Origin of the sequence: Phenylobacterium sp., from assembly GCF_041913825.1 — a bacterium.
Classification (GTDB): domain Bacteria; phylum Pseudomonadota; class Alphaproteobacteria; order Caulobacterales; family Caulobacteraceae; genus Phenylobacterium.
The window spans coordinates 80591-105298 of record NZ_JAYSEO010000012.1 but is presented as its reverse complement, the minus strand read 5'-3'; the positions used below and the strand labels follow the sequence as shown (position 1 = coordinate 105298).

The following is a 24708-nucleotide window of genomic DNA, read 5'->3' as shown; positions in this document are numbered from 1 at the left end:
GTTTAGGCCGCGGCGGGAACTTGTCCAGATTCGCGGGGCTTTACGGCGTCGCGCAATGTGCCTAAAACTAAGGCGTTGGGGATGAGTAAAAAATGAGCAGCAAGCTCAGGATTGGTCCTGTCGAGGTCGCCGGCCGCGCCTGGATCGCGCCGATGACGGGGGTGTCGGACCTGCCGTTCCGCCGCGCCGCCAGCCGGCTGGGCGCGGCCTACGTGGCCACCGAGATGGTGGCCTGCGCCGAGTTCTCGAAGGGCCGCCCGGACGTCGTCCGCCGCGCCGCAGTGGGCGAGGGCCTGCCGCTGATGGTCGTGCAACTGGTCGGCCGCGACCCGGTCCACGTGGCCGAGGGCGCGCGCCTTGCGGTCGAGGCCGGCGCCCAGATCGTCGACCTGAACTTCGGCTGCCCGGCCAAGGAGGTCACCGGCGTCCTGTCGGGGTCGGCCCTGATGCGCGAGCCGGACCTGGCCTGCCGCCTCGTGGAGGCCGCAGTGGAGGCGGTGGACGTACCCGTCACGGTGAAGATGCGCCTGGGCTGGGACGAGTCTTCGAAGAACGCGCCGGAGCTCGCCGCCAAGGCCCAGGCGATCGGGGCGGCGGCCGTGACGGTGCACGCCCGCACGCGCAGCCAGTTCTACAAGGGCGAGGCGCGCTGGGCCGAGGTGGCGCCGGTGAAGGCGGCGGTGTCGATCCCGGTGATCGTCAACGGAGACATCGTCGACGGCGACACGGCCAAGCAGGCGCTGGCGGCGTCGGGCGCCGATGCGGTGATGGTCGGGCGCGGGGTCTACGGCAAGCCGTGGGTGGCGGCGCAGATCGAGGCCGCCCTGGACGGTCGGCCCTTCGCCGAGCCGGATGTCGACGCCCGGCTGGCGATCGCGCTGGACCACTTCCGCGACAGCCTGGAGTTCTACGGCGAGCGCCTGGGCCTGCGGATCTTCCGCAAGCACCTGGCCGCCTACATCGAAAACGCCCCCTGGCCCGCGTTCGCGCAGGCCAGGCGAGAAGCGAGGGCGGCGCTCTGCCGCATCGAGGACGCGCACGAAGTGGAGCGGGGGCTGACCGCCCTCTGGCGAACTCCGGACAGGCTGGCGGCATGACAGGAAAGACGCGAACCCGGGCGGGGGGCCCGGACGCAGACGCGCTGAAGGCGGCGGCCTTCGAGCTCTCCCCGGACCCCTCCATGGTGGTGGACTCCGAAGGCGCCCTGGTGGCGGTGAACGAGGCGGCCGAGGCCCTGTTCGGACAGGGGCTGGGCCTCCTGGCCCGCGGGCGTTTCCGGGCGGCGCTGCCGCCGGGCTCAGCGCTGGTCTCGCTGCTCAACCGGGCCATCGAGGAAGACGCCCGCGTGCGCGAGCGCGGCGTGCAGATCAGCCTGTTCGGCCTGCCGCCGTTCGAGGCCGACGGCGCGGCCGCCCCGCTGGGCGACGGCTCGGTGCTGCTGACCCTGTCGGTGAAGGCCGGACTCGGCACGGAGCGCGGCACGGCGGAGGCGGCGGGGCTGCGCTCCATCGTCGGCCTCGGCCGGATGCTGGCCCACGAGATCAAGAACCCGCTGGCCGGGATCCGCGGGGCGGCGCAACTCCTGAAGGCGGGCGCCAAGGCCGAGGACGCGCCGCTGGCCCAGCTCATCGTCGACGAGACGGACCGGGTGCGCCGGCTGGTGGAGCGGATGGAGGCGTTCTCGGACGACCACCTGCCGTCGCTAACCCCGCTGAACATCCACCAGATCCTCGACCGGGTGCGCGCGCTGGCGGCCAACGGCGTCGCCGACGGTCTGGTGCTGCGCGAGCAGTACGACCCGTCCCTGCCGCCGGTTCTGGGCGACGAGGACCAGCTCATCCAGGTGTTCCTGAACCTGGTGAAGAACGCCGCCGAGGCCGCGCATGCGCGCGGCGACGGGCGCGGCGAGCTGTGCATCACGACCGCCTACCGGCACGGCGTGCGGGTGCGGGCGGTGAAGGGCCAGCCGGCCCGCGGCGCGCCGCTGGAGGTGCGCATCATCGACAACGGGCCGGGCGTGCCGCCGCACCTGCGCGAGCACCTGTTCCAGCCGTTCGTCACCACCAAGGCCAACGGCGCGGGCCTCGGCCTGGCGCTGGTCGCCAAGCTGGTCGCCGGCCATGGCGGCCTGATCGATTTCGAATCCGAGCCCGGGCGGACGATGTTCCGGGTGCTGCTTCCCATCGCCACCGAAGAGGACGTCAGGGCATGAACGCGGCCGCGAAGAAGATCCTGATCGCCGACGACGATTCCTCGATCCGGCTGGTGCTGTCGCAGGCGTTCACCCGCCTGGGCTACCAGGTGCGGGCCACCGGGAACGCCACGACGCTGCTGAAGTGGGTGTCGGACGGGGAAGGGGACCTGGTGGTCACCGACGTCGTCATGCCCGACGAGAACGTCTTCGACGTCCTGCCGCGCATCAAGAAGGAGCGGCCGAAGCTGCCGGTCATCGTGATGAGCGCGCAGAACAACCTGATCACCGCGGTCAATGCGGCGGAGGTGGGGGCCTTCGACTATGTGCCCAAGCCCTTCGACCTGGACGACATGACATCGGCGGCGCGCCGCGCGCTGGCCAAGCCGGCCGACGTGGAGGCCTCGAAGGCCCAGGCCCGCGCCGTGCGCGACGACCGGCTGCCGCTGATCGGCCGCTCGGGCCCGATGCAGGACGTCTACCGGACCATCGCGCGGCTGGTCGGCGCGGACCTGACGGTGCTGATTCTCGGCGAGAGCGGCACCGGCAAGGAGCTGGTGGCCCGCGCCCTGCACGACATGGGCCGCCGCCGCGACGGCAAGTTCGTGGTCATCAACCTCGCCGCCGTGCCGCGCGAGCGCGTCGAGGCCGAGCTGTTCGGCAAGGAGGACGGCGACTACGGCAAGCTCGTGGAGGCCGACGGCGGCACCCTGTTCCTGGACGAGATCGGCGACATGCCGCTGGACGCCCAGACGCGGCTGCTGCGGGTGATCGACGGCTCCGAGCCGGCGCTGAACCCGAAGACCGGCCGGCGGCCGAACGTGCGGATCATCGCGGCCACCAACCGCGACCTGCGCGCGCTGATCCAGCAGGGGCTGTTCCGCGAAGACCTCTACTTCCGCCTGAACGTCGCCCCCGTGCGCCTGCCGCCGCTGCGCGACCGGGCCGACGACATCCCGGACCTCGCCCGCGCCTTCCTGCTGCGGGCCAACCGCGAGGGCCTGCCGGCCAAGACCATCGACGCCGGCGCGCTGGAGCGGCTGAAGCTGCATTCCTGGCCGGGCAACGTCCGCGAGCTGGAGAACCTGGTCCGGCGGATCTGCGCCCTCTACGCCGAGGACCTGATCACCGCCCGCATCGTCGAGCGCGAGCTCGCCGACCAGCAGCCGGTCGTCGAGGGGCAGGAGGGCCCCGCGACGCTGGCCCAGCTCGTGGAGCGCAAGCTCGCCACCTACTTCGCCGACCAGCCGGACGGTCTGCCGCCGCCGGGGCTCTACGACCGGGTGCTGGAGGAGGTGGAGCGGCCGCTGATCCAGCTCACCCTGGCGGCCACGCGCGGCAACCAGGTGCGCGCCGCCGAGGTGCTGGGCCTCAACCGCAACACGCTGCGCAAGAAGATCCAGGACCTGGGCGTGGAGATGAGCCGCGGCCGCCGCTGACGACCGAATGCGGCTCTGCCGCAAATGCACAACATCGCTGTTGCGTTTGGAGCACAGGTCCGTAGGCTCCCGACGCAATGGCGTTGCTGGCTGACCAGATCCGAGAGAGCGAGACCGCCGCCCGGGTCTGGCGGGCGCTGAACTCCCGCCTGGTGCTGGGCGTCAGCTATGGCGTGGCCGCCGCGCTGACCGGCGTCGCCATCCTGCTGGCCGCCTCGCCGCCGGAGACCGGGCCGCTCGGGCCGGCGAGCCAGCTCATCCTCACCGTGCTGTCGCTGAACCTGGTGCTGATCCTGGCGATCACCACCATCGTGGCCCTGCGCTTCACGGCTCTGCTGAACGCCCGCGAGAGCGACGCCGGCGCCCGGCTGCACCTGCGATTCGTCACCTTGTTCGCGCTCGCGGCCGTCGCTCCGGCCGTGGTGGTGGCGCTGTTCTACGGCGTGCTGGTCAACCGCGGCGTCGACAACTGGCTGGGCCAGCGGGTGCAGACCGTGGTGGAGAACTCGGCCACGGTGGCCCGCTCCTACGTCGAGGACCAGAAGCGCTACATCGGCGACCACGTGAGCCTGATGGGGGCGGACCTGAACCGCGCCGCGCCGGGCCTGCAGGAGAGCCCGGTGGCGTTCAGCCACTACCTCGCGGAGCAGGCGGCCTACCACGCCTTCCCCTCCGCCTACCTGATCGACCGCGAGGGCCGGGTGCTCGCCCGCGCCGAGAGCGCCGACGCGCCGGCCTTCGTGATCCCCCCGGAATCCAGCTTCCGCGCCGCCGACGAAGGCGACATCTCGGTGCCGGCGTTCGACTCGCCGGACCTGATGCGGGCGGTCTACCGGCTCACCGCCTATCCGGACGCCTACCTCTACATCGCCCACCCGGTGGAGAAGGGCATCATCAATCACCTGCTGGAGGCGGAGGCCTCGCTGGTCAGCTACCGCGAGGCGGCGCAGAACCGGCAGCGGATCCAGGCGATCTTCGCGCTCTCCTATTCGGAGACGGCGCTGCTGGTGCTCGTGGGCGCGGTGTGGCTTGGCCTGGGCGCGGCCAACGCCATCTCCGGGCCGGTGGCGCGGCTGGTGCAGGCGGCCGGCAAGGTGGCCGGCGGCGACCTCAGCGCCCGCGTCGACGCCGACAGCGATCCCGAGGAGATCGCGGTGTTGTCCCGCGCGTTCAACAGCATGACGCACGATCTTCAGGTGCAGCAGGAGGCGCTGCGGCGCGCCGGCCGCGAAGCCGAGCGGCGGCGGCAGTTCATCGAGACGGTCCTGGCCGAGGTGAGCGCCGGGGTCATCGGCCTCGACGCCAAGGGCCGCATCTCGGCGGCCAACAGGCAGGCCGCCCTGCTGCTCGACCTGCCGGGCGACCACGGCCGCGGCCGCAAGCTGAAGGACGTCGCGCCGGAGATCGCCGCCGTGGTGGAGACGGCCGGCCGCGGCGGCGCCGAGGAGGAGGTGGACGTCACCCGCGGCCGCGAGACGCGCCGCCTGCGGGTGCGGGCCAGCCACTCCGACGACGGGCCGGTGCTCACCTTCGACGACATCACCCGGCTGGTGACCGCCCAGCGCAACGCCGCCTGGCGCGACGTCGCGCGCCGCATCGCCCACGAGATCAAGAACCCGCTGACGCCGATCCAGCTCTCGGCCGAGCGGCTTCGGAAGAAGTACCGGAAGGACATCGCCGAGGCCGAGCTCGAGACCTTCGACCGCTGCACCGACACCATCGTCCGGCAGGTGGGCGACATCGGCCGGATGGTGGACGAATTCTCCGCCTTCGCCCGGATGCCGGCGCCGAAGTTCGCGGAGCAGGACGCGGCCGAGCTGATCCGGGCGGCGGTGTTCGCCCAGCGGGTGGCCAGCCCGGACCTGAAGGTGGAGCTGGCGGACCCGGTGCCCGAGGTTGTGGTGCTGGCCGACGGCCGGATGCTGGCCCAGGCGCTGACGAACGTGCTGAAGAACGCCTCGGAGGCGATCGCCGCGCACAAGGCGCGCACGCCGAAGGCCGAGGGCGTGATCACCGCCAGGCTGATCTCCGACGAGGCCGGCGTGGCGTTCGAGGTCGAGGACAACGGCCTGGGCCTGCCGGCCAAGGACCGCGACCGGCTGACCGAGCCCTATGTGACGACCCGCGAGAAGGGCACCGGCCTCGGCCTCGCGATCGTGAAGCGGATTATGGAAGACCACGGCGGCGAGCTGGAGCTCACCGACGCGCGCGGCGGGCAGGGGGCTCTGGCCATCCTGCGGCTGCCGGCGAGCGCGCGGGTGCGAGGCAAGAGCGCCGCCGAGGCCGTGACGGCGTGAGGTGAACGATGGCGTCTGACGTTCTTGTGGTCGACGACGAGGCCGATATCCGCGAGCTGGTGGCGGGCATCCTGACGGACGAGGGCTATGCCGTCCGCACCGCCAACGACTCCGAATCGGCGCTCGCCGCCATCCGGGCGCGAAAGCCCGCCCTGCTGATCCTCGACATCTGGATGTCGGGCGGCGGCATGGACGGGCTCGAGCTGCTGGACATGGTCAAGGCGCTCGACCCCGACCTGCCCGTGGTGATGATCTCCGGGCACGGGAATATCGAGACCGCGGTCAGCGCGATCAAGCGCGGCGCCTACGACTTCCTGGAGAAGCCGTTCAAGTCCGACCGGCTGCTGCTGGTGATCGAGCGGGCGCTGGAGGCAGCCAACTTGCGGCGGGAGAACCGACGCCTGCGCGCCCAGGCGATCACGCCCGAGGGGCTGATCGGCCGCTCGGTCGCGGCCCAGCAGCTCCGCCAGATGATCGCCAAGCTCGCCCCGGCCAACAGCCGGGTGCTGATCTCCGGGCCGCCCGGGTCCGGCAAGGAGACGGTGGCCCGGCTGATCCACGCCGCCAGCCCGCGGACCCGCAACGAGTTCGTGGCCATCAGCGCCGCCGGTATGACGCCCGAACGCATGGACGTGGAGCTGTTTGGCGAGGAAGGCGAGGGCGGCCGGCCGGCCAAGATCGGCGTCTTCGAGCGCGCGCACTCCGGCACCCTCTACCTCGACGAGGTGGCGGACATGCCCCGCGAGACCCAAAGCCGGATCCTGCGGGTGCTGGTGGAGCAGCGCTTCCGTCGGGTAGGCGGCGACAGCGACGTGCAGGTGGACGTCCGGGTGGTCTCCTCCACCTCGCGCGACCTGCGGGAGGAGATCGCCGCCGGCCGGTTCCGCGAGGACCTGTTCCACCGGCTGAACGTGGTGCCGGTCAATGTACCGGGCCTGGCCGAGCGGCGGGAGGACATCCCGGAGCTGGTTGACTACTTCATCCAGCGGATCTGCGAGGCCACGGGCATGCCGCGCCGGACGCTGGCCGACGACGCCCTGGCGACCCTGCAGGTGCGCGCCTGGCCGGGCAACCTGCGCCAGCTCCGCAACAACGTGGAGCGGATGCTGATCCTGGCCTCGGGCGCGCCGTCCGAGCCGATCACGGCGGAGATGCTGCCGGCCGAGGCGACGGTGAACGACCAGCCCTCGGCGATCGGCGCCGAGCGGATCATCGCCCTGCCGCTGCGCGAGGCGCGCGAGGTGTTCGAGCGGGAGTACCTGAACGCCCAGATGCTCCGCTTCTCCGGAAACATCTCGCGCACGGCGGCCTTCATCGGCATGGAGCGCTCGGCCCTGCACCGCAAGCTGAAGTCGCTCGGCCTCTCCGGCCGTCAGCTCGAGGAAGAAGGCGTCTGATGGGCCGCATCGCGTATGTGAACGGGCGGTTCGTCCCGCACCGCGACGCCTACGTGCACATCGAGGACCGCGGCTACCAACTCGCCGACGCGGTCTACGAGGTCTGGGCGCTGTTCGATGGCAAGCTGGCCGACGCCGAGGGGCACTTCGTGCGCCTGGAGCGCAGCCTGTCGGAGCTTTCGATCGCCATGCCCATGAGCCGGGCGGCGCTCACGGTCGTGCTGCGCGAGGCGGTCCGGCGCAACCGGGTCCGCGACGGGCTCCTGTATTTGCAGGTCAGCCGGGGCGTCGCGCCGCGCGACCACGCCTTCCCCAACCCGCCGGTGCGCCCAGCGGTCGTAATCACCGCCAAGGCGCTGGACCGCACGGCGGTGGAGGCGAAGGCGGCCAAGGGGATCACCGTCGTCACCACGCCGGAGAACCGCTGGGGCCGTTGCGACATCAAGACGGTGGGCCTGCTGCCCAACGCCATGGCCAAGCAGAAGGCCCGCGAGGCCGGCGCCGGGGAGGCCTGGTTCGTGGACGAACTGGGCTTCGTCACCGAGGGGGCCTCGTCCAACGCCTGGATCGTAGGTCAGGACGGCCGGCTGCGCACGCGCGACACCAACGCCAACATCCTGCGTGGCGTGACCCGGCTCACCCTGATGGACGTGATCCGCGACGCCGGCCTCGAAGTGGACGAGCGTCCGTTCACGCCCGAGGAGGCCACCCAGGCCAGCGAGGCCTTCATTACCGGGGCCGGCAGCCTCGTCCTGCCGGTGATCGCGGTGGACGGAAAGCCGGTGGGAAAAGGTGGGGTCGGGCCGGTGGCGATGCGGCTCCGGCGTCTCTATATCGAGCGCGCCAGGGCGACGGCGATCTGAAGATCGCCTTCGCGATTGCGGCTGCCGCAATTTCGGGCCAGCGTGACTTTGCGTGTGTGGGCGGCGCGTGGCCGCCCGTAATGAAAAAAGAGGCGAAAAGCCAATGAGCGACAAGAAACAGAACCTGCAGGACACCTTCCTCAACAGCGTGCGCAAGTCCAAGACGCCGCTGACCATCTTCCTGGTGAACGGTGTCAAGCTTCAGGGCGTGGTGAGCTGGTTCGACAACTTCTGCGTTCTGCTCCGTCGGGACGGGCAATCCCAGCTCGTCTACAAGCACGCGATCTCCACCATCATGCCGGCTCAGCCTGTGCAGCTGTACGAGCCGGCCGAAGACGAGCAAGATTGAGTTCCTCCTCCAAGTTCGTTGACCGCCAGGCGCCCGTGCAGGGCGCCGTCGTCATCCATCCGGACCGTGAAGGCCGCGGCTTCGCGCGCGACGCCGAGACGCGTCTCGACGAGGCCGTGGGCCTGGCGCTCGCCCTTGACCTCGAGGTCCGCGAGACCGCCATCGCGCCGCTGCGCAAGCTGACCCCCGCCACCCTGTTCGGGTCCGGCAAGGTGACCGAGATCGGCCACCTGATCGAGGCGGTGGGCGCGGACGTGGCCGTGGTGGACGACAGCCTGACGCCGGTCCAGCAACGCAATCTCGAGAAGGCCTGGCAGGTGAAGGTCATCGACCGCACCGGCCTGATCCTCGAGATCTTCGCCCGCCGCGCGCGGACCCGCGAGGGCCGCCTGCAGGTGGAGCTGGCCCGCCTGACCTACGAGCGCTCGCGGCTCGTGCGCACCTGGACCCACCTGGAGCGCCAGCGCGGCGGCTTCGGCGTCATGGGCGGCCCGGGCGAAACCCAGATCGAGACCGACCGCCGGCTGCTGGCGGAGAAGATCGGCAAGCTCAAGCGAGAGCTGGCCGAGGTCCGCCGCACGCGCACCCTGCAGCGGTCGGCGCGCAAGCGCGTGCCGTACCCGACCGTGGCGCTGGTGGGCTACACCAACGCCGGCAAGTCGACGCTGTTCAACCGCCTGACCCAGGCGGAGGTGGTGGCCGAGGACATGCTGTTCGCCACCCTCGACCCGACGCTCCGGATGCTGAAGCTGCCCGATGGCCGCCCGGCGATCCTGTCCGACACCGTGGGCTTCATCTCCGACCTGCCGCACGAACTGGTGGAGGCTTTCCGCGCCACACTGGAGGAAGTGCGCGAAGCCGACGTGGTGCTGCATGTGCGCGACATCGCGAGCGAGGAGACCGACGCCCAGGCCCAGGACGTCCGAACCGTGCTGGAACGGCTGGGCGTCGACATGGACGAGCGCCGCATCCTCGAGGTGTGGAACAAGGTCGACCTCCTGCCGGAGGAGGCCCGGGTCCAGGCGATGGGCGACGCCAAGCGCTCGCATCCGCCGGCCGTGCTGGTCTCGGCCGCGACCGGCGAGGGCTGCGACGTGCTGCTCCGGGAGGTCTCCGGCCTGGTGGACGAGGCGCCGCCGGTGGACGTCTACGCCCCGGCCGGAGAGGGCGCGGCGATCGCCTGGCTGTACCGGCATGGCCGGGTGATCGAGCGCAACGACGGCAAGGACGGCAGCGTCCGCCTGGCCGTCAGCCTGACGCCACAGGCGCTCGGCCAGTTCGAGCAGCTCTTTCCCCTGGCCGAGGTTCGCGGCCACTAGGCCCGAACCTCGCGCCGGCTTAAGCATTTGAGGTTCTGGCGCGTCTGCGCCGCCCGCAGACGCCCAGCCCCGGTTGCCTGATTGACGATTGATCCCGGTCGCGACGCCGACCTCGACCTTACCGCGTGCGACCGAGAACCGATCCACGTCCCAGGCGCCATCCAGCCTCACGGCCTGATGCTCGTCGCCGACGCGGCCACGCGCCGCGTGGTCGGCGGGGCAGGCGACCTGGAGGGTCGACTGGCGGCCGACTGGCTGGGCCGCGATCTGGACGCGCTGCTGGGCTGGAGCCTCGACGCCGACCGCGAGCCGCTGGACGCCGTGCCCGGCTGCGAGGAGGTGTTCGACGCGAGCTGCCACCGGTCCGGCGACCGGATCGTCGTGGAGCTGGAGCCCCGCACGGACGCCCCCAGCTCCGCCGTCGCCGTCCTGGCGCGGCTGAGCGGCGCGGCGGCCGGGTTCGAGCGGGCGAGCAGCCTGCAGGAGCTCTGCCAGCGCGCCGCGGCGGTCTTCCAGGAGATCACCGGCTTCGCCCGGGTGATGCTCTACCGGTTCCTGGACGACGAGGCCGGCGTGGTGGTGGCCGAGGCGCTGGCGCCGGGCCTGGGCTCGTTCCTGAACCACCACTTCCCGGCCACCGACATCCCCCGGCAGGCGCGGGCGCTCTATGTGCGAAACCGCGTCCGCAGCATCCCCGACGTCAGCTATGCGCCCGCGCCATTGCGGCCGGCCGCGGCGGGGCTCCAGGGGCTGGACCTCAGCGATTCCGTGCTGCGCAGCGTCTCGCCGGTGCACGTGCAGTACCTGAGGAACATGGGCGTCGGGGCCTCCGCCTCGGTGTCGATCGTCAAGGACGGGGTGCTCTGGGGTCTGGTGGCCTGCCACCACCCGGAGCCGCGGCTGATGTCGAAGGAGGTCCGGATGGCCTGCGACGCCCTGGCCGGCGCCCTGGGCCGCCAGGTGCGCGCCAAGGAGGAGGCCGAGCAGTACCGGCAGCGGATTCGGCTGCGCGCCTCCGAGGACCTGGTGATCGGAAAGCTCGGACCCGAGGCCGATCTCGCGAGCCTGCTGGAGCCGGCGGTCGCCGACCTCCTGAAGATGCTGCAGGCCACCGGCTTCGCCGCCGTGCAGGGCGGGCGCGCCTTCGTCGCCGGCCGCGCGCCGGCGGAGGCGGAGGTGGTGGCGCTCGGCGAATGGATCCGGACGCACACCACGGGCCAGCCGTTCGCAACGTCGGGCCTGTCGGCGCGCTTCGCCGCCGCGGCCGCCTACAGCGACGTCGCCAGCGGCCTGGTGGCCGTAACCCTGGAGGGCGAGGAGCCGGTCACCCTGATGTGGTTCCGGCCGGAGCAGGTGGAGGTGGTGAACTGGGCCGGCAATCCGCACAAGGCGGTGAACCTGGCGCCGGGGGAGGTGCTGACGCCCCGGGCCTCGTTCGAGGACTGGGCCGAGACGGTCCGCGGCCGCGCGGAGGCCTGGACGCTCGAGGAGGTGGAGGCCGCCGCCCGGGTCGCGCGTGCGATCCAGGAGGAGCGGCAGGCCCGGCGCGTGCGGGCGCTGAACCGCGAACTGACCGCCACCAACGCGGCCAACCAGCGCCTGCTGGCCCAGAAGGACCTGCTCATGAAGGAGGTCAGCCACCGGGTGCAGAACAGCCTGCAGCTCGTCTCGGCCTTCCTGCACCTGCAGGCCCGCGACTCCGGCGACGGCCCGGCGGCCGAGCAGTTGCAGGAGGCCCGGCGGCGCATCTCGGCCGTGGCCCTGGTGCACCGGCGGCTCTACTCCGACGAGCGCATCGAGACGGTGGACCTCGCCCGCTACATCGAGGACCTGCTGGCCGAGCTGGCGGCGTCCATCGACCCGGCCTGGAGGAATCAGCTCACCCTCGACCTCGCGCCGGTTCTGGCGCCCGCCGACCGGGCGATCACGCTCGGCCTGGTGGTCACCGAGCTGGTCATCAATGCGAGCAAGTACGCCTACGGCGGCGGACCGGGGCCGGTGAGCATCGCGCTCGAACAGCACCGCAGCCAGTTGCGCCTCATCGTCGCCGACCGCGGGGCGGGCAAGGCGCGGACCGGCTCCGGCTTCGGCAGCCGGATGATGGCCGCGATGGTGGAACGGCTCTCCGGCCGGCTGGAGGAGGCGGACAACGCCCCGGGCCACCGGGTGATCGTGACCTGTCCGATCAGCGAACCCGAGGCGTGAGGCCTCAGCCCTTCTCGGCGGCCTTGGCCTCGTCCCAGAGGGCGTCCATCTCCGCGAGGTCCGACTGGTCGGGCGTCCTGCCGCGCTCGGCGAGCCTGGCCTCGATGAAGCGGAAGCGGCGCACGAATTTGGCGTTGGTCCCGCGCAGCGCGTCCTCCGGGTCGACGTCCAGGGTGCGGGCGAGGTTGGCGACCACGAACAGCACGTCGCCCATCTCGTCGCGGGCCTTCTCGACGGCGCCGGCGGCGATCTCCGCCTTCAGCTCCTGGACCTCCTCGTCCAGCTTCTCCAACACCTCGGCCACCGAGGGCCAGACGAAGCCGACGCGGGCGGCGCGCTTGGAGAGCTTCACGGCCCGGGTGAGGGCGGGAAGGCCCGCCGGCACGTCGTCGAGCAGGCTTTCGGCCTTGCCCTTCTTCTCGCGCTCGGCCGCCTTCAGCTCTTCCCAGCCGGCCTTCTGGTCGGAGAGCGAGGCGTAGCTCTCCTCGCCGAACACATGCGGGTGGCGGCGGATCATCTTGTCGTTGATGGCCCGGGCCACGTCCTCGAAGCCGAAGGCGCCCTGTTCCTCGGCCATCCGCGAATGGAAGACCACCTGCAGCAGGAGGTCGCCCAGCTCCTCCTTCAGGTCGTGGAGGTCCTGGCGCTCGATGGCGTCCGCCACCTCGTACGCCTCTTCCACCGTGTAAGGCGCGATGGTGGCGAAGGTCTGCTCCACGTCCCACGGACAGCCGGTCTGGGGATCGCGCAGCCTGGCCATGATCGCCAGCAGGCGGTCGATGGGCCGCAGGTCGCCGGACGGGGCGGAGGAGGTCATCTGGAAATCCTGGAGGGCGCGCGGAAACGGAAACGGCGCGCGGCCATGAGACCGCGCGCCGTCGTGGGACGCAAGTTGGACCGGGCCGCCAGCGTCAGCGGCTGGCCAGGGTCTGCCCGGTGCTGAGCCGGCGTGCGAACCGCTCGAAAGCGTGCTCGGCGTCGGTCCACACCCAGTTCGACCAGGTGTTGCGGATGTCGGTCTCGTACCAGCTATAGCTCAGCGGGGTGACCCGGCCGTCGGCGGCGACGGCCTGGCCCTCGATCCGGGCCCCGCCGATGCCGAAGCTCTGCATGGAGAGGCCGGGCGTGTCGCCGAGCTGCTTGAAGGTCGGCCGGTTCGGGACGGCGTCCACGAGGGTCAGCTCGATCCGGGCGTCGTCGTAGGCGCCGGTGCGGGCGAGCTGGCGCTCCACGTCGGTGCGCAGCTCCTCGCGGAGCCGTTCGACGTCCTTCACGCCGTAGGTCTTCTCCGCCTTCTTCTGCAGCTCGGGGCTCAGGTTGACGGTGACGCTGGCGGGCGCGGCCAGCGCCGCGGAGCCGCTGGCGATCAGCGCGGCGGCGGCGAGGGCGAGGGTTCGCATGGGGTGACTCCCAATGATGTACAGTAATAACTAAACCACAGGACGCGGCGCCCGTCACGCGGCGTCTTCGGAGCCAATATAGGTCGCCCGCGGCCCCCCGGTAAGATGTTGACGGTGCTGAACCTTTTCGACCGGCGCGGGCGTCTGCGCCAGCGCCGCCCGGCTCAATGGCTGAGCAGCAGATAGCGCTGCGGCCGCCGCATCAGGGCGCGGGTGGCGCCGCCCAGGACCCACTCCACGGTCCGGCTGTGGCCGTAGGCCCCGGCGACGATCAGGTCGGCGCCCATGGCCGCGGCCTCGGCGTTCAGCTCGTCGGCGACGCTGGCGTCGGGCGCGCCGGTGACCGCGGACCGGGCGGGCGCGCCGTGCCGGCGCAGCGCCTCGGCGACGTCCTCCACCGCGGCGCGGGCGGCCTCGGCGCCTTCGTCGCCGCTGATCGCCAGCACCAGGACGTCCTCGGCGCGGGTGAGGAAGGGCAGGGCGTCGGCCACCGCGCGGCGGGCCTCGCGGGTGTCCTTCCAGGCGACCAGGATCTTGTCGGCCCGAAGATGTCCGTCGCCCGGCGGGGCGACCAGCACGGGCCGGCCGGCCGTGAGGATCACCTCGCTGGGATCGGCGGTGTTGTAGATGTCGCCGCTCTTGCCCTCGTCGGCGGTGACCACGATCAGGTCGGCGGCGCGGGCGGCCTGGGCGAGCGCCTTCACCGGGGTCAGGTCGACGACGCGCCACTCGAGGTCCGCCCCGGCGGCGTCCCGGCGGAAGGCGGTTTCGGCATTGGCGAGGTCCGCCTTCACCTGGCGGGCGAGCTGCTGGTACATCTCGGCGACGAGCTGGCCGGAGTAGGGGTCCAGCATGGAGATCGGCTCGTAGGTCTCGGCGCCGAGGCCGACGAGCCGCGCGCCGAAGCGCCGGGCGAGGCCGGCGGCGAGCTCGACGCGGTGGGCGCCCGCGAGGCCCGGCTGCACATGGACGAGCAGGGTGCGGTAGTCGTGGCCGACGCGGTCGCGGGCCCGGGGATCGGTGTCTTGCTGCACAGGCATCTCGTGTCTCCCGAAGGATGCGCGGCCGCGAACGCCTGGGCCGCCCAGGCGGCGGCCTACTCGGCCAGGCGTTCGAGGGTCTCCCAGCGCTTCACCGAGAAGCGGCGGGTGGAAGGGAATTCGACGACAGAGGCGTCCTGCAACTGGGTGAGCGTGCGCGACACCGTCTCGATGGTCAGGCCGAGGTAGTCGGCCATGTCCTGCCGGCCCATGAGCAGCTCGACGCGGTCCTGCTCGGCGGCTTCGGCGTGGGCGAGCAGGAAGGCGGCCACCTTGCCGCGGGCCGACTTTCGCGCCAGCAGCATCAGGTGGTTCTGGGTGCGCTGGAGCTCCCGGTGCGTGGCCGTCAGGATCGCCCGGTCGAGTTCGGCGTCGCCGGCCGAGGCGCGCACGGCGCTGCGGCGGACGACCTGCACGGTGCATTCGCTCAGGGCCTCGGCCGAGAAGCGGTGGTCGGGTCCGGGCTCCAGTCCGAAGAGGTCCCCGGGATAATAGAAGTCGCCGAGTTGGCGGCGGCCGTCGCTGGTGAGCCGGACGGTGCGCACGCAGCCGGAGACCAGCCGGTAGAGGTGCTCCACCTCGTCGTCCTGGGCATAGATCTCGGCGTTGCGCGCGAAGCGCATCTGCACCCCGAGCCGGTCCATCACACCGGTCAGGCTGGCGGCGGGAACTTCGGTGCGGGGGTCGCTCAGCGGATAGGCCAGGGTCATCGGGCGCTCCTTCCGGTTGAGCCACGTTCCCCCCGTTGCGCCCTTAACGATATTCCGGTCGCACACCTAAGTAGCGCTACGGAGGCGCCTCAGCCGCAGGCGCCCAGGACCTCCGCCTTCAGGGCCGCGGCGGACCGGTTCCAGGTGAGCCCGGCGAGCTTGCGGGCGCCCGCCTGGCCCCGCCGCCGGGCGTCCTCCCGGTCGAGGTAGGCCTGCTCCAGGCGCTCGACGATCTCGTCCACCTCGCTCTCGCCCCATCCGCCGACGCCGGGCGGGCCTTCCTGACCCGCGACGATCGCCTGGGTCTCCAGCACATAGGCGTTGTCGCCGTCGATAAGGTCGAGGTGGCCGGTGTTGGCCGATAGAACGACCGGCACGCCGCAGGCCATGGCCTCCATGGCGACCAGGTTGGTGCCGCCCTCGGCCCGGTTGGGGAACAGGGCGACATCCATCTCCCGCAGCACGGGCGGCAGGGCGGCGTTCGGAATGGCGCCGAGGTCCAGCACCTGGCCGGCCGGGACGTTGCTGGTGGCCGCCCAGGCGGCGACGTCGACCTGTCCGTTGGCGGCGAAGCGGACGGGCGCCACGAGCCCGCTGTCGTCCAGGGTGCGGGCCAAGCGCGGCCATGGCGAATGCCAGGCCGTCACGAGGAGCGCATCCGGGCGGCCGGCCGCGAAGCGGCGGAACGCCGCCAGGACGAGATCCTGACCCTTCCGTCGCTCGAGCTTGCCGCCGCTGAACACGGTGAACCGGTCGGCCAGGACGCCGGCGCGCGGGGCAGGGTGGAACAGGGTGGGATCCACGCCCTGCAGCACCGTCGTCACCCGCTCGACGCCATGCGCCCGCAGCAGACGAGCGTTCCAGTCCGAGCCGGCCACCACCAGGGCGTGGCGGTTGGCGCTCGCCACGAGGTCGTCGGCCATGGCGGCGTCCTCGAGGAACGGCACGGCGATGGTGGGATGGCCCACCAGCGGCCCGTCGTTGGGCGCCAGCGCGCCGCCGAGGTCGCTGACGAGGACCGGTGCGTTGAGGGCGATGGTCTCTCCCGGCGGCGCCTGGGCGCGCATCAACCGGGCCAAGGCGGCCGATGTGGCGAGAACCGGCTGCAGGGCGTGCATCCGCAGCGGGTCGAGCTGGATCTGCCGCGGATCGAAGCGCGCGACCGTCACCGGCTCGAGATCGGGGTCTCGCGCCCAGGCCAGCGTCAGGTTCAGCCCGTAGACGCCGAAGCCGAAGAAGCTGGAGAGTCCCCAGTGGATGAAGATCCTGCGCCGCATCCGCTCCCTCGGCTGCGCCATTCCGTGGGGCGAGAGGGCGCTGGGCCTGGGCCAGACATTCCTCGCCTAAGGAAGATTATCGGAAATATCAGGTGGCGAGGCCGTGGCCCCCGACGGGTTCCGTTTCGAAGCGCTCGCCGAAGCCGGCGATGATCGGGCGGGCCTTGGCGATCGCCTGCTGCACGGCCGGAAGCTGCAGCGAGGCCTGATGACTGGCCTGGCTGTCCCACACCTCGGTGATCCAGATGGCGTCGGCGTTCGTCGGGTCGCGCGCGATGACATAGCTCCGGCAGCCCGGCATGGCGCCGGTCCCGTCCATCAGGATCGCCACCAAGGCGTCGCGCTGGCCCGGCTTGGCCAGCATCTTTCCGATCAGCCCGTACATGGCCTTCGTCTCCCGCGCTTCGGCCGCGCCGCCGACGGCCGCCACCGCCGCCGCGCCCGCCACGAATTCCCGCCGTGCGATCTCCATGCGGCGAGCCTAGCCGTTAACCGCCGGCTCCGGGAGCGTCAGCTCGCCGGCCTCGATCCGCCGCAGCGTCTCCACGAAGAACGCCGGCTCCAGCGCCGTCACGCGCGCCTCCAGCGTCTCGGCCGTATCGCCGGCCAGCACCTCCACGCTGCGACGCGCGATCACCGGGCCCCGGTCATATTCCTCGTCCACCAGATGGATACAGACGCCGCTCTCCGGGACGCCGGCGGCGATCACCGCCTCGTGGACGCGCCGGCCGTACATGCCGTGGCCGCCGAAAGCCGGCAGCGGCCCGGGATGGATGTTGAGGACCCGTCCACGATACCGGCGAAGCGTCGCCGGACCGAGCCTGCGCAGATAGCCAGACATGACGATCAGCTCCACGCCGTGGGCCGCCATCTCGGCCGCCAGGGCCTCGTCGGAGCCCTCGGGATCGGCCTGGGTCGGGATACACAGCGCCGCCAGGCCGGCCTCGCGGGCCCACTCCAGCGCCACGGCCTTCCGGTTGTTGCTGACCAGCAGCCGGGCGTCCGCGGTGAGCTGCCCTGCCCTGATCGCGTTAACGATCGCGCGCGCGCTGCTACCGTTGGCGGACGCGAGGAAACCCAGCTTGAGCCCTTGAGAGATCACGTGAATTCCGCCCGCAGCTCATGTTCGAAGCGCAGCCCGTCGTAGGCCGGCTCCACCCCCTCGGGCAGGTCCTTCCGCAGCGCCTCGTAGTCGAGGTCGATGTGCAGGTTGGTGAGGATGGCGCGCCGCGGCCGCGCGCGGGCGATCCATTCCAGGGTGCGCTCCAGGTGGGCGTGGGTCGGGTGTGGCCGGTAGCGGAGCGCGTCGACGATCCAGACGTCCAGGTCACGCAGCGCCGCGAAGGCGGCGTCGTCGAGGTCCACCACGTCGCTGGAATAGGCCACGTCGCCGAACCGGTAGCCCACCGAGCGGATTTCGCCGTGGTCCTGGTCGAAGGTGACCACCGGGATCGCTCCGGACGGCCCCGCGACAGACCAGGCCTCGCCGTGCGGCGGCAGGGCGCGCGCGTCGCAGATGGCGGGGTAGCCCCCCTGCCCTTCGAACGCGTAGCCGAAGCGCAGCAGGGCGCTTTCGGTGGTCGGCGGGTCCATCCATACCGGGATCCGCGCCCGCTGGCGCAGGAAGAAGGCGCGCACGTCGTCCAGGCCGTGCATCTGGTCGGCGTGGTCGTGTGTGAGCAGCACGGCGTCCATGCGCTTGGCGCCGGACATGGCCGTCTGGATGCGCAGGTCCGGCGAGGTGTCGACGATCAGAGTCGTCTCCTGCTCGGGCGCGGCGCCGAGGCGGCGCACCAGCATGGAGCAGCGCGAGCGGAGGTTCTTCGGATTGGCGGGGTCGCAGGCGCCCCAGTCGCCGTCGGCCCGCGGAACGCCGCCCGAGGAGCCGGAGCCCAGGATGGTGAACTCCAGCACGCCGCTCACGGGCGGGGGATCCGGTCGAACAGGGCGAAGAAGGCGTCTTCGGTGCGGCGCTCGGCGTCCTTCAGCTCCCAGCCGCGGATCTCGGCGAGCTTGGCCAGCACGTGCGGCAGCATGGCGGGCTCGTTGCGCCGGCCGCGGTAGGGCGCGGGCGCCAGGTAGGGGCAGTCGGTCTCGACGATGATCCGGTCGGCGGGCATTTCGCGGATCACCTCGCGCACGTCCTCGGCGGCCTTGAAGGTGGCGATGCCGGAGACCGAGAACCAGGCGCCCAGCGCCGCGGCCCGCCGGGCGAGCTCGGCGCCCGAGGTGTAGCAGTGCATGAGCAGGCGAAAGGGCCCGCGGGCGTACTCCTCCTCGAGTATCGCGCCCATCACCTCGTCGGCTTCGCGGGTGTGGACCACCAGTGGCAGGCCGGTCTCGCGCGCGGCGGCCACGTGGGCGCGGAACACCCTGGCCTGCACGTCCCGGGGGCTGAGGTCGTAGTGGAAGTCGAGGCCGCACTCGCCGATGCCGACCACCCGTGGATCGCGCGCCAGCTCGACCAGCCGCTCGGGCGCGAGGTCGGGATCCTCCTTGGCTTCGTGCGGGTGGGTGCCCACGGTGCACCAGATGTCGGGGTGCTGCGCCACGTGCCGCACTTTTTCGAAGTTCGAGACCTTGTCCGAGATGTTGACCATCAGGCGCACGCCGGCCGCCAGAGCGCGGCTGATGACCGCCTCGCGGTCCTCGTCGAACTGAGGGGCGTGCAGGTTGACGTGGCTGTCGATCAGCATCGGGTGTTCGGGTCTCGCCGCTCAGGCTCTCGCGGCCTGACGGAGCTCGCGAAGCGCGGTGAATAGCGCGTCCGTGCGATCGAGGTTCAGGCCCTCGACCTCCCGCGGCAGGCGCTGGAGCGTCTCCCACGCCTGGGCCCAGTGATCAAGCGGGCCGATCCCCTGGCGGGTGCGGTCCAGCGCCAGGGTGTGCACACGCTCGGCCAGCCGCTCCAGCAGCAGGTTGAACTGCGCCTGCCCCTCCCCGCCCTTGAAGCGGTCGGCCAGCGACAGCGCGAAGGCCTCGTCCACCCGCGGCAGCTCGCCGAGCAGGTGGCGGGCGGCGTCATCCATCGCGAGCGCGTCGCCCGCCGCCAGCGCCAGGGCCTTTCCCGGCGCGCCCCCGGCCATCCGGGCCAGCCGGAGCGCCTCCTCGGGATTGACGTCCAGGCGAGCGCGGACGAAGGCCGCGGCCTCCTCCAGCTCGAAGGGCTTAAAGGCGAGCCTCCGGCAGCGGGAGCGGATGGTCGGGAGCAGCCGGCCCGGCGAATGGGAGACCATCATCAGGACCCCGCGCGGCGGCGGCTCCTCGAGAGTCTTCAGCAGGGCGTTGGCGGCGTTGACGTTCAGGTCGTCGGCCGCGTCGACGATGGCCACCCGGTGCGGCGCGCTGGCCGGCGACTTGGAGAAGAACTCGGCGAGCCGGCGGACGTCGTCCACCGGGATGACCTTCCGCGGCTTGCCGTCGGGACCCTCGCGCTCCAGGACCAGGATGTCCGGGTGCGAGCGGGCCGCGACCTGGCGGCTGACCGGATGCTCGGGATCGGCGCCGAGGATCCCGTGGCGGGGATCGGCCGGGGCGCCCAGCAGCCGCCGGGCGGCGCGGTAGGCGAAGGTGGCCTTGCCGACGCCCTCGGGGCCGGTCAGCAGCCAGGCATGGTGCAGGCGTCCCCGCCCGCGGGCGGCCTCGAAGGCCTCCTCGGCGGCGGGCTGACCCTCGAGGTCATAGACCTCGCGCGGGTGGGCGACCTCAGGCATGGACGGGCAGACGGTCGGCGACCGTGGCCCAGACCTCTGACTCAACCTGGTCCACAGTCCCGCGCGCATCGATGACTGCACACCGCTTTGGATCTCCTTCAGCGATGTTTAGGAATCCCTCGCGAAGCCGCTCGTGGAATTCGATACCTTTCGATTCGAACCGCATCTCACCGCCCGCCCGCGCGTGAGCTCGCTCGAGCCCGAGGTGCGAAGGGATATCAAAGACGAGCGTCAGATCCGGCCGAGTGTCTTCCAGTACGTGGAATTCCAATGATTCGATGAGCCTAATGTCCGCACCCCCTGCGGCTCCTTGATACGCCAACGTCGAATCGGCGAAGCGGTCACAGATAACCCAAGCCCCGCGCTCGAGAGCTGGACGGATGACCCTCTCGATGTGATCACGGCGGGCGGCATACATCAGCAAGGTCTCAGTGACGGCACTCCAGCGGTCAGCTGAGCCGTTGAGCACCAACTCTCTAATGCTCTCAGCTCCTGGGGAGCCCCCCGGCTCACGGGTCGCCACCACCTCGTGACCTTCACGTTGCAGGCGAGCGAGCAGGCGTCGGAGCTGAGTTGTCTTCCCAGCGCCCTCACCGCCCTCGATGGTTATAAAACGACCACGTGCCACCGGACCAAATTGTCCGGTTCGCGGCGGATGTCCAGCGTCGCTAGTCCGCCCTGGCCTCGAGCGTGGCGGTCTGGATGCCGGCCTCCCCCACGTAGCGCACCCGCACCCGGGCCAGGCCCCTGCCCTCGAACCCCAGGCGGCGCGCCGCCTCCTGCGACAGGTCGATGATCCGGCCGTCCACGAACGGCCCGCGGTCGTTGACCCGCACCCGGATCCGCTTGCCGTTGTCGAGGTTGGTCACCTCCACAACGGAGGGCAGCGGCAGGGTCTTGTGGGCCGCGGTGATCGCCGCCTTGTCGAAGCGCTCGCCGTTGGCGGTGGGCTTCCCCTGGTGGTGGCCGCCGTACCAGGAGGCGACGCCCACCTCGTCGTAGTCCGGCTGCTCGTGCGGCACGTACCACTTGCCGTTCACCTGATACGGCTTCCAGACGCCGCCCCGCCTGGCGGTGGGCGGCGGATTCTTCGGCGGGCGCGACGCCCCGTCCGGGCTGGCCGCATAGCGGGGCCCGCCGGCGCAGGCGGCCAGCGACGCGGCGGCCGCCAGCACGGCGCCTGCGCGCAGGATGCTGTTGATGTCCATGGCGACGCCCCCACGTGCGGCTCGCCCCCCGAATGGAGGCATGGTTAAGCGTGCCTTAGGAAACTTGCCCTGCGGTTAAGCGCCACGCCGGTGGAGCCGCCGGCCCGGTGCTGCTAAGAGGCCCGCGTCCGGACAGGTGGCCGAGTGGTTTAAGGCAGCGGTCTTGAAAACCGCCGTGGGTTCACGCCCACCGTGGGTTCGAATCCCACCCTGTCCGCCAGCGCAGGCTGCGGCGGCAAAGAAAAGGGGCGCCGCGTCGCCGCAGCGCCCCAGAAGGCTCACGTCTTCAGACCCGGGGGTCCTAGTAGCGCAGGCTCGCGTTCACGAAGAGCACGCGGCCCATCACGTCGTAGGTCGCCGGATAGCCGCTGTTGGACGGCGAAGCGTTGCCGCCGAGCACCGGATAGCTCTCCTGCGTCAGGTTGCGGACGCCGGCCGTGAACGAGACGTTCTCGGTCGCGTCCCAGTCCACCGACAGGTCGACGTAGTTCTTCGCGCCGATCTTCTCGACGATGTAGGCCACGCCCGGGTTGTCGTCGGTCACGTCGTCCAGGTGGTTCCACACCACGTTCACGCCCCACTGGCCGTAGTCCCAGTTGACCACGGTGTGCAGCTTGTGGCGCGGGATGATACCAACCCCGCCGGGCGCCGTGCTGGCGTTGCAGCGGGTGCCGAACCGATCGGCGCACTTCAGCGGTTGCGAGATCTCGTCGGCCGTGAAGGTGTGCTTCCAGGTGTTGGTGTAGAGCATCCGCACGCCGACCGAGCCGAGGTCCGGCAGGCCGAGGTCCTGGACCTCGAACCGGTAGCTGGCCGCGATGTCCAGGCCCTGGGTCTCGAGCTTGGCGACGTTGAGGTCGAGCAGCGAAACGTTCTGGATCGAACCGTTGGCGAGGCGGGTGATCGCCTGGCAGTAGGGCGAGTTCGGGTTGCCGCCGACGATCGGACCGTAGCAGACGGACATGACGTTGGCCGTCGAGCCGCCGAAGCTGTTGATCAGGTCCTTGATGCGGATGTCGAAGTAGTCGACCGTCACCGACAGGCCGGGCACGAAGGTCGGCGAGTAGACCAGGCCGGCGCTGTAGGTGTCGGCCACTTCCGGCTCGAGGTCCGGGTTGCCGCCCGACAGCGTCTGGGTCTGCTGGTTGGCCTGGATCACGCCGACGAGGTTGGCCGGCACGCCGGAGGCGATGCAGGCGGCGCGGACCTGGGCGTTGGTCCGGGCGGGACCCTGGAACGAGCACGGGTCGGTGGCGGTCGGGAAGCTGTTGCTCTGCGGCCGGAACAGCTCGCCGACGGACGGGGCGCGGACGGCGCGGTTGTAGGACGCGCGCAGCCGCAGGTCCTCGAACATCTGCCAGTCGCCGGCCACCTTATAGGTCTTGGCGAGCTTGGTCTGCGACGAGTAGTCGGAGATCCGGCCGGCCAGTTCCAGGTTCAGGGACTCGACGAACGGCAGGTCCTTCAGCACCGGCACCACGGCTTCGCCGTAGAGCTCATAGACGTCGAAGTAGCCGCTGACCGGCGGCGAGGCGTTGAAGCCGGTCAGGTTGCCCGTGGCCAGGTCCTGGCTGGGGCGGAAGTCGAACTCGTCGGAGCGGTACTCGGCGCCGAGGGCGAAGCCCACGCCGCCAGCCGGCAGGGAGAAGAAGTTCGAGGTGTCGCCGCTGACGAAGCCGGAGGCGACGATCTGCTGGTAGTCCTGCGACGAGTTGATGCGCGTGCTGATGAAGTTCGCCGCCGCCGCGCTGATGTTGCCGCGGCCGAACAGGTTGATCGGCACGCAGCCGTTCGACGGGTCCTGGCAGGCGGTGCCGGCGGCGTTCAGCAGCAGGCCCTGCTGGATGCGCGCCAGGCTGGTGTCGCCGAGCAGCGAGTTGGCGCCGTGGGTGTTGCCGTACTGGAGGAAGGTCTCCCACTGGCCGTTCACGAAGTCGAGCTTGCCGCGCAGGCCCGCCTGCAACTGGAAGCCGAAGAAGTTGAACTCGGAGATCCGCGGGCCGACTTCCGTCAGGCGGCGGTTGAAGGTGCCGGTGACGGTGTCGAAGATGCCGTCACCGTCGGTGTCCACGTCGGTGAAGGTGCCCGCCGTGTAGGGCGCGGTGCCCGGCGCGATGGTGTAGGGCGTGGTGGAACCCAGGCTGTTCAGCGTCTGCTTCGCGGCCGCCGTCAGGAACGGGTTGTTGTCGAGGGTGAACCGGAAGATCCGGTTGCCGATCGGCGTCGGGGCGAGCTGGGTCGTGACCTGGCTGTTGACGAAGTTGCCCTTGGCGAAGGCCTCGATGGTGTCGGTGATGTCGTACCGGCCCATGGCCGTCACCGAGTAGCGCTCCTGCGGCGTCTGCAGGTAGTTCACCGGCGCGAAGTTGTAGGTGTCGGGCGCGCCCGCGTAGAGGCGGACGTCGCCGTTGGTCAGGAACAGCGCGGTGTTTGCGGCGTTGCCGAGCACCGAGCGGCCCGGCGCGAAGCCGCCCACGCGCCCGAACTCCTCGGAGCCGGAGCCGGAGAAGATCAGCGCCCGGTTCGCCGCCGTGGCCGGCGGCTCGCCGAGCGAGATGTGCAGCTTGTCCTGCGGGCTGTCGCCCTGGAACATCGGCTCGCGCTTGTTGTAGCCGAGGCTGAGCACGACGTTACCGCGGCCGCCGTCGATGTTGGCCCCCATGGTGAGGTCGGCCGAGTAGACCGGCGCGTCGCCCTCGTCGGTCGTGGAGTAGCCGGCGCGGAACTCGAAGCCTTCGAAGTCGCGCTTCAGGATGAAGTTCACGACCCCGGCGATGGCGTCCGAGCCGTAGACCGCCGAGGCGCCGCCCGACACCACTTCCAGGCGCTCGATCAGGGCCGGCGGGATCAGGTTGATGTCCACCTGGCCGGACTGCGAGGTCGGCGTCTGGCGCTTGCCGTCCACCAGCACCAGGGTGCGGATCGAGCCGAGGCCGCGCAGGTTGACGGTCGAGAAGCCGCCGTTGCCGTTGTTCACGTTGGACGAGATGCCCGGCACCGCCTGGGGCAGCGTGTTGATCAGGTTCTCGGTGTTCACGACGCCGGACTGGGCGAGTTCCTCAGCGCCGACGGTGGCGACCGGGCTGACCGAGGTCAGGTCCTGGCGGGCGATCCGCGACCCGGTGACGACGATCTCTTCGACCGCTTCCTGCGCGACGGCCGGCGCGGCGATCAGCATGGCGCCGAGCACGGAGGAGGCCAGCAGGCGACTCCGTGTGGACGAGTTCATGGACATGGACAACTCCCGTATGGGCGCACGGCGGCGCCGCGCGCTCGCGCGGCCCTTCGGCTCCCCCCCTC

General features: G+C 71.1%; 22 protein-coding genes and 1 tRNA gene. 10 read left to right on the top strand and 13 right to left on the bottom strand.

The window, feature by feature from the left end; all coding sequences use genetic code 11:
* Positions 1 to 92 precede the first annotated feature (92 nt).
* From dusB to ACE3Q8_RS12150, 9 genes are all read left to right on the top strand, one after another.
* Positions 93 to 1097 carry a tRNA dihydrouridine synthase DusB gene (gene dusB, locus ACE3Q8_RS12190; protein ID WP_374470538.1) on the top strand — a complete coding sequence of 335 codons (1005 nt, stop codon included), beginning with the start codon at positions 93 to 95 and terminating at the stop codon, positions 1095 to 1097.
* Positions 1094 to 2212: a nitrogen regulation protein NR(II) gene (locus ACE3Q8_RS12185; protein ID WP_374470537.1), complete on the top strand. Its 1119-nt coding sequence runs from the start codon at positions 1094 to 1096 to the stop codon at positions 2210 to 2212. Before dusB ends, ACE3Q8_RS12185 begins: the two co-directional genes overlap by 4 nt.
* Entirely contained in the window at positions 2209 to 3630 is a 1422-nt protein-coding gene (gene ntrC, locus ACE3Q8_RS12180) for a nitrogen regulation protein NR(I) (protein WP_374470536.1), read from the top strand. The genes ACE3Q8_RS12185 and ntrC overlap by 4 nt, the downstream gene beginning before the upstream one ends.
* Positions 3631 to 3707: 77 nt before the next feature.
* The gene (locus ACE3Q8_RS12175; protein WP_374470535.1) at positions 3708 to 5927 is read left to right on the top strand and encodes an ATP-binding protein; all 2220 of its coding nucleotides are present in this window, start codon (positions 3708 to 3710) and stop codon (positions 5925 to 5927) included.
* 8 nt (positions 5928 to 5935) lie between these two features.
* Complete coding sequence (locus tag ACE3Q8_RS12170; protein ID WP_374470534.1) at positions 5936 to 7324, top strand: sigma-54-dependent transcriptional regulator; 1389 nt, start codon at positions 5936 to 5938, stop codon at positions 7322 to 7324.
* Positions 7324 to 8187 carry a D-amino-acid transaminase gene (locus ACE3Q8_RS12165; RefSeq protein ID WP_374470533.1) on the top strand — a complete coding sequence of 288 codons (864 nt, stop codon included), beginning with the start codon at positions 7324 to 7326 and terminating at the stop codon, positions 8185 to 8187. Before ACE3Q8_RS12170 ends, ACE3Q8_RS12165 begins: the two co-directional genes overlap by 1 nt.
* A 103-nt stretch (positions 8188 to 8290) precedes the next feature.
* Positions 8291 to 8536 (top strand): RNA chaperone Hfq, encoded by a 246-nt coding sequence (gene hfq / locus ACE3Q8_RS12160; RefSeq protein ID WP_332050126.1) that lies wholly within the window; start codon positions 8291 to 8293, stop codon positions 8534 to 8536.
* A complete protein-coding gene (gene hflX / locus ACE3Q8_RS12155; RefSeq protein WP_374470532.1) occupies positions 8533 to 9855 on the top strand; it encodes a GTPase HflX in 1323 nt (440 codons plus the stop codon). The genes hfq and hflX overlap by 4 nt, the downstream gene beginning before the upstream one ends.
* An 81-nt stretch (positions 9856 to 9936) precedes the next feature.
* The gene (locus tag ACE3Q8_RS12150) at positions 9937 to 12060 is read left to right on the top strand and encodes a histidine kinase dimerization/phosphoacceptor domain -containing protein (protein ID WP_374470531.1); all 2124 of its coding nucleotides are present in this window, start codon (positions 9937 to 9939) and stop codon (positions 12058 to 12060) included.
* 4 nt (positions 12061 to 12064) lie between these two features.
* Here the strand turns inward: ACE3Q8_RS12150 and mazG are convergent, their stop codons facing one another.
* From mazG to ACE3Q8_RS12090, 12 genes are all read right to left on the bottom strand, one after another.
* On the bottom strand, positions 12065 to 12877 hold the full coding sequence (gene mazG / locus ACE3Q8_RS12145; RefSeq protein ID WP_374470530.1) for a nucleoside triphosphate pyrophosphohydrolase: 813 nt from the start codon (positions 12875 to 12877) through the stop codon (positions 12065 to 12067).
* Between the two features lie 94 nt (positions 12878 to 12971).
* Positions 12972 to 13460 (bottom strand): hypothetical protein, encoded by a 489-nt coding sequence (locus tag ACE3Q8_RS12140; protein ID WP_374470529.1) that lies wholly within the window; start codon positions 13458 to 13460, stop codon positions 12972 to 12974.
* A gap of 164 nt (positions 13461 to 13624) precedes the next feature.
* Positions 13625 to 14500, bottom strand: coding sequence for a universal stress protein (locus ACE3Q8_RS12135; protein ID WP_374470528.1), 876 nt, complete (start codon positions 14498 to 14500; stop codon positions 13625 to 13627).
* Between the two features lie 56 nt (positions 14501 to 14556).
* Complete coding sequence (locus tag ACE3Q8_RS12130; RefSeq protein ID WP_374470527.1) at positions 14557 to 15210, bottom strand: helix-turn-helix domain-containing protein; 654 nt, start codon at positions 15208 to 15210, stop codon at positions 14557 to 14559.
* A gap of 89 nt (positions 15211 to 15299) precedes the next feature.
* Entirely contained in the window at positions 15300 to 16487 is a 1188-nt protein-coding gene (locus ACE3Q8_RS12125; protein ID WP_374470526.1) for a glycosyltransferase family 4 protein, read from the bottom strand.
* A gap of 88 nt (positions 16488 to 16575) precedes the next feature.
* Positions 16576 to 16959, bottom strand: a complete 384-nt coding sequence (locus ACE3Q8_RS12120; RefSeq protein WP_374470525.1) for a putative quinol monooxygenase — start codon at positions 16957 to 16959, stop codon at positions 16576 to 16578.
* A gap of 9 nt (positions 16960 to 16968) precedes the next feature.
* A complete protein-coding gene (locus ACE3Q8_RS12115) occupies positions 16969 to 17589 on the bottom strand; it encodes a phosphoribosylglycinamide formyltransferase (RefSeq protein WP_374470524.1) in 621 nt (206 codons plus the stop codon).
* Positions 17586 to 18410 carry an MBL fold metallo-hydrolase gene (locus ACE3Q8_RS12110; RefSeq protein WP_374470523.1) on the bottom strand — a complete coding sequence of 275 codons (825 nt, stop codon included), beginning with the start codon at positions 18408 to 18410 and terminating at the stop codon, positions 17586 to 17588. Before ACE3Q8_RS12110 ends, ACE3Q8_RS12115 begins: the two co-directional genes overlap by 4 nt.
* Positions 18407 to 19183 (bottom strand): TatD family hydrolase, encoded by a 777-nt coding sequence (locus ACE3Q8_RS12105; protein WP_374470522.1) that lies wholly within the window; start codon positions 19181 to 19183, stop codon positions 18407 to 18409. Before ACE3Q8_RS12105 ends, ACE3Q8_RS12110 begins: the two co-directional genes overlap by 4 nt.
* Positions 19184 to 19204: 21 nt before the next feature.
* On the bottom strand, positions 19205 to 20200 hold the full coding sequence (locus ACE3Q8_RS12100; protein WP_374470521.1) for a DNA polymerase III subunit delta': 996 nt from the start codon (positions 20198 to 20200) through the stop codon (positions 19205 to 19207).
* Positions 20193 to 20828, bottom strand: coding sequence for a dTMP kinase (tmk, locus tag ACE3Q8_RS12095; protein WP_374470520.1), 636 nt, complete (start codon positions 20826 to 20828; stop codon positions 20193 to 20195). The genes ACE3Q8_RS12100 and tmk overlap by 8 nt, the downstream gene beginning before the upstream one ends.
* Positions 20829 to 20868: 40 nt before the next feature.
* The gene (locus ACE3Q8_RS12090; protein ID WP_374470519.1) at positions 20869 to 21408 is read right to left on the bottom strand and encodes a septal ring lytic transglycosylase RlpA family protein; all 540 of its coding nucleotides are present in this window, start codon (positions 21406 to 21408) and stop codon (positions 20869 to 20871) included.
* 130 nt (positions 21409 to 21538) lie between these two features.
* Between ACE3Q8_RS12090 and ACE3Q8_RS12085 the strand changes: the two genes are divergently transcribed.
* Positions 21539 to 21628 (top strand) — tRNA-Ser (locus ACE3Q8_RS12085).
* Positions 21629 to 21709: 81 nt separating this feature from the next.
* On the opposite strand, the gene ACE3Q8_RS12080 is transcribed toward ACE3Q8_RS12085, so the two are convergent.
* A complete protein-coding gene (locus ACE3Q8_RS12080) occupies positions 21710 to 24643 on the bottom strand; it encodes a TonB-dependent receptor plug domain-containing protein (protein ID WP_374470518.1) in 2934 nt (977 codons plus the stop codon).
* Between the last annotated feature and the right edge of the window lie 65 nt (positions 24644 to 24708).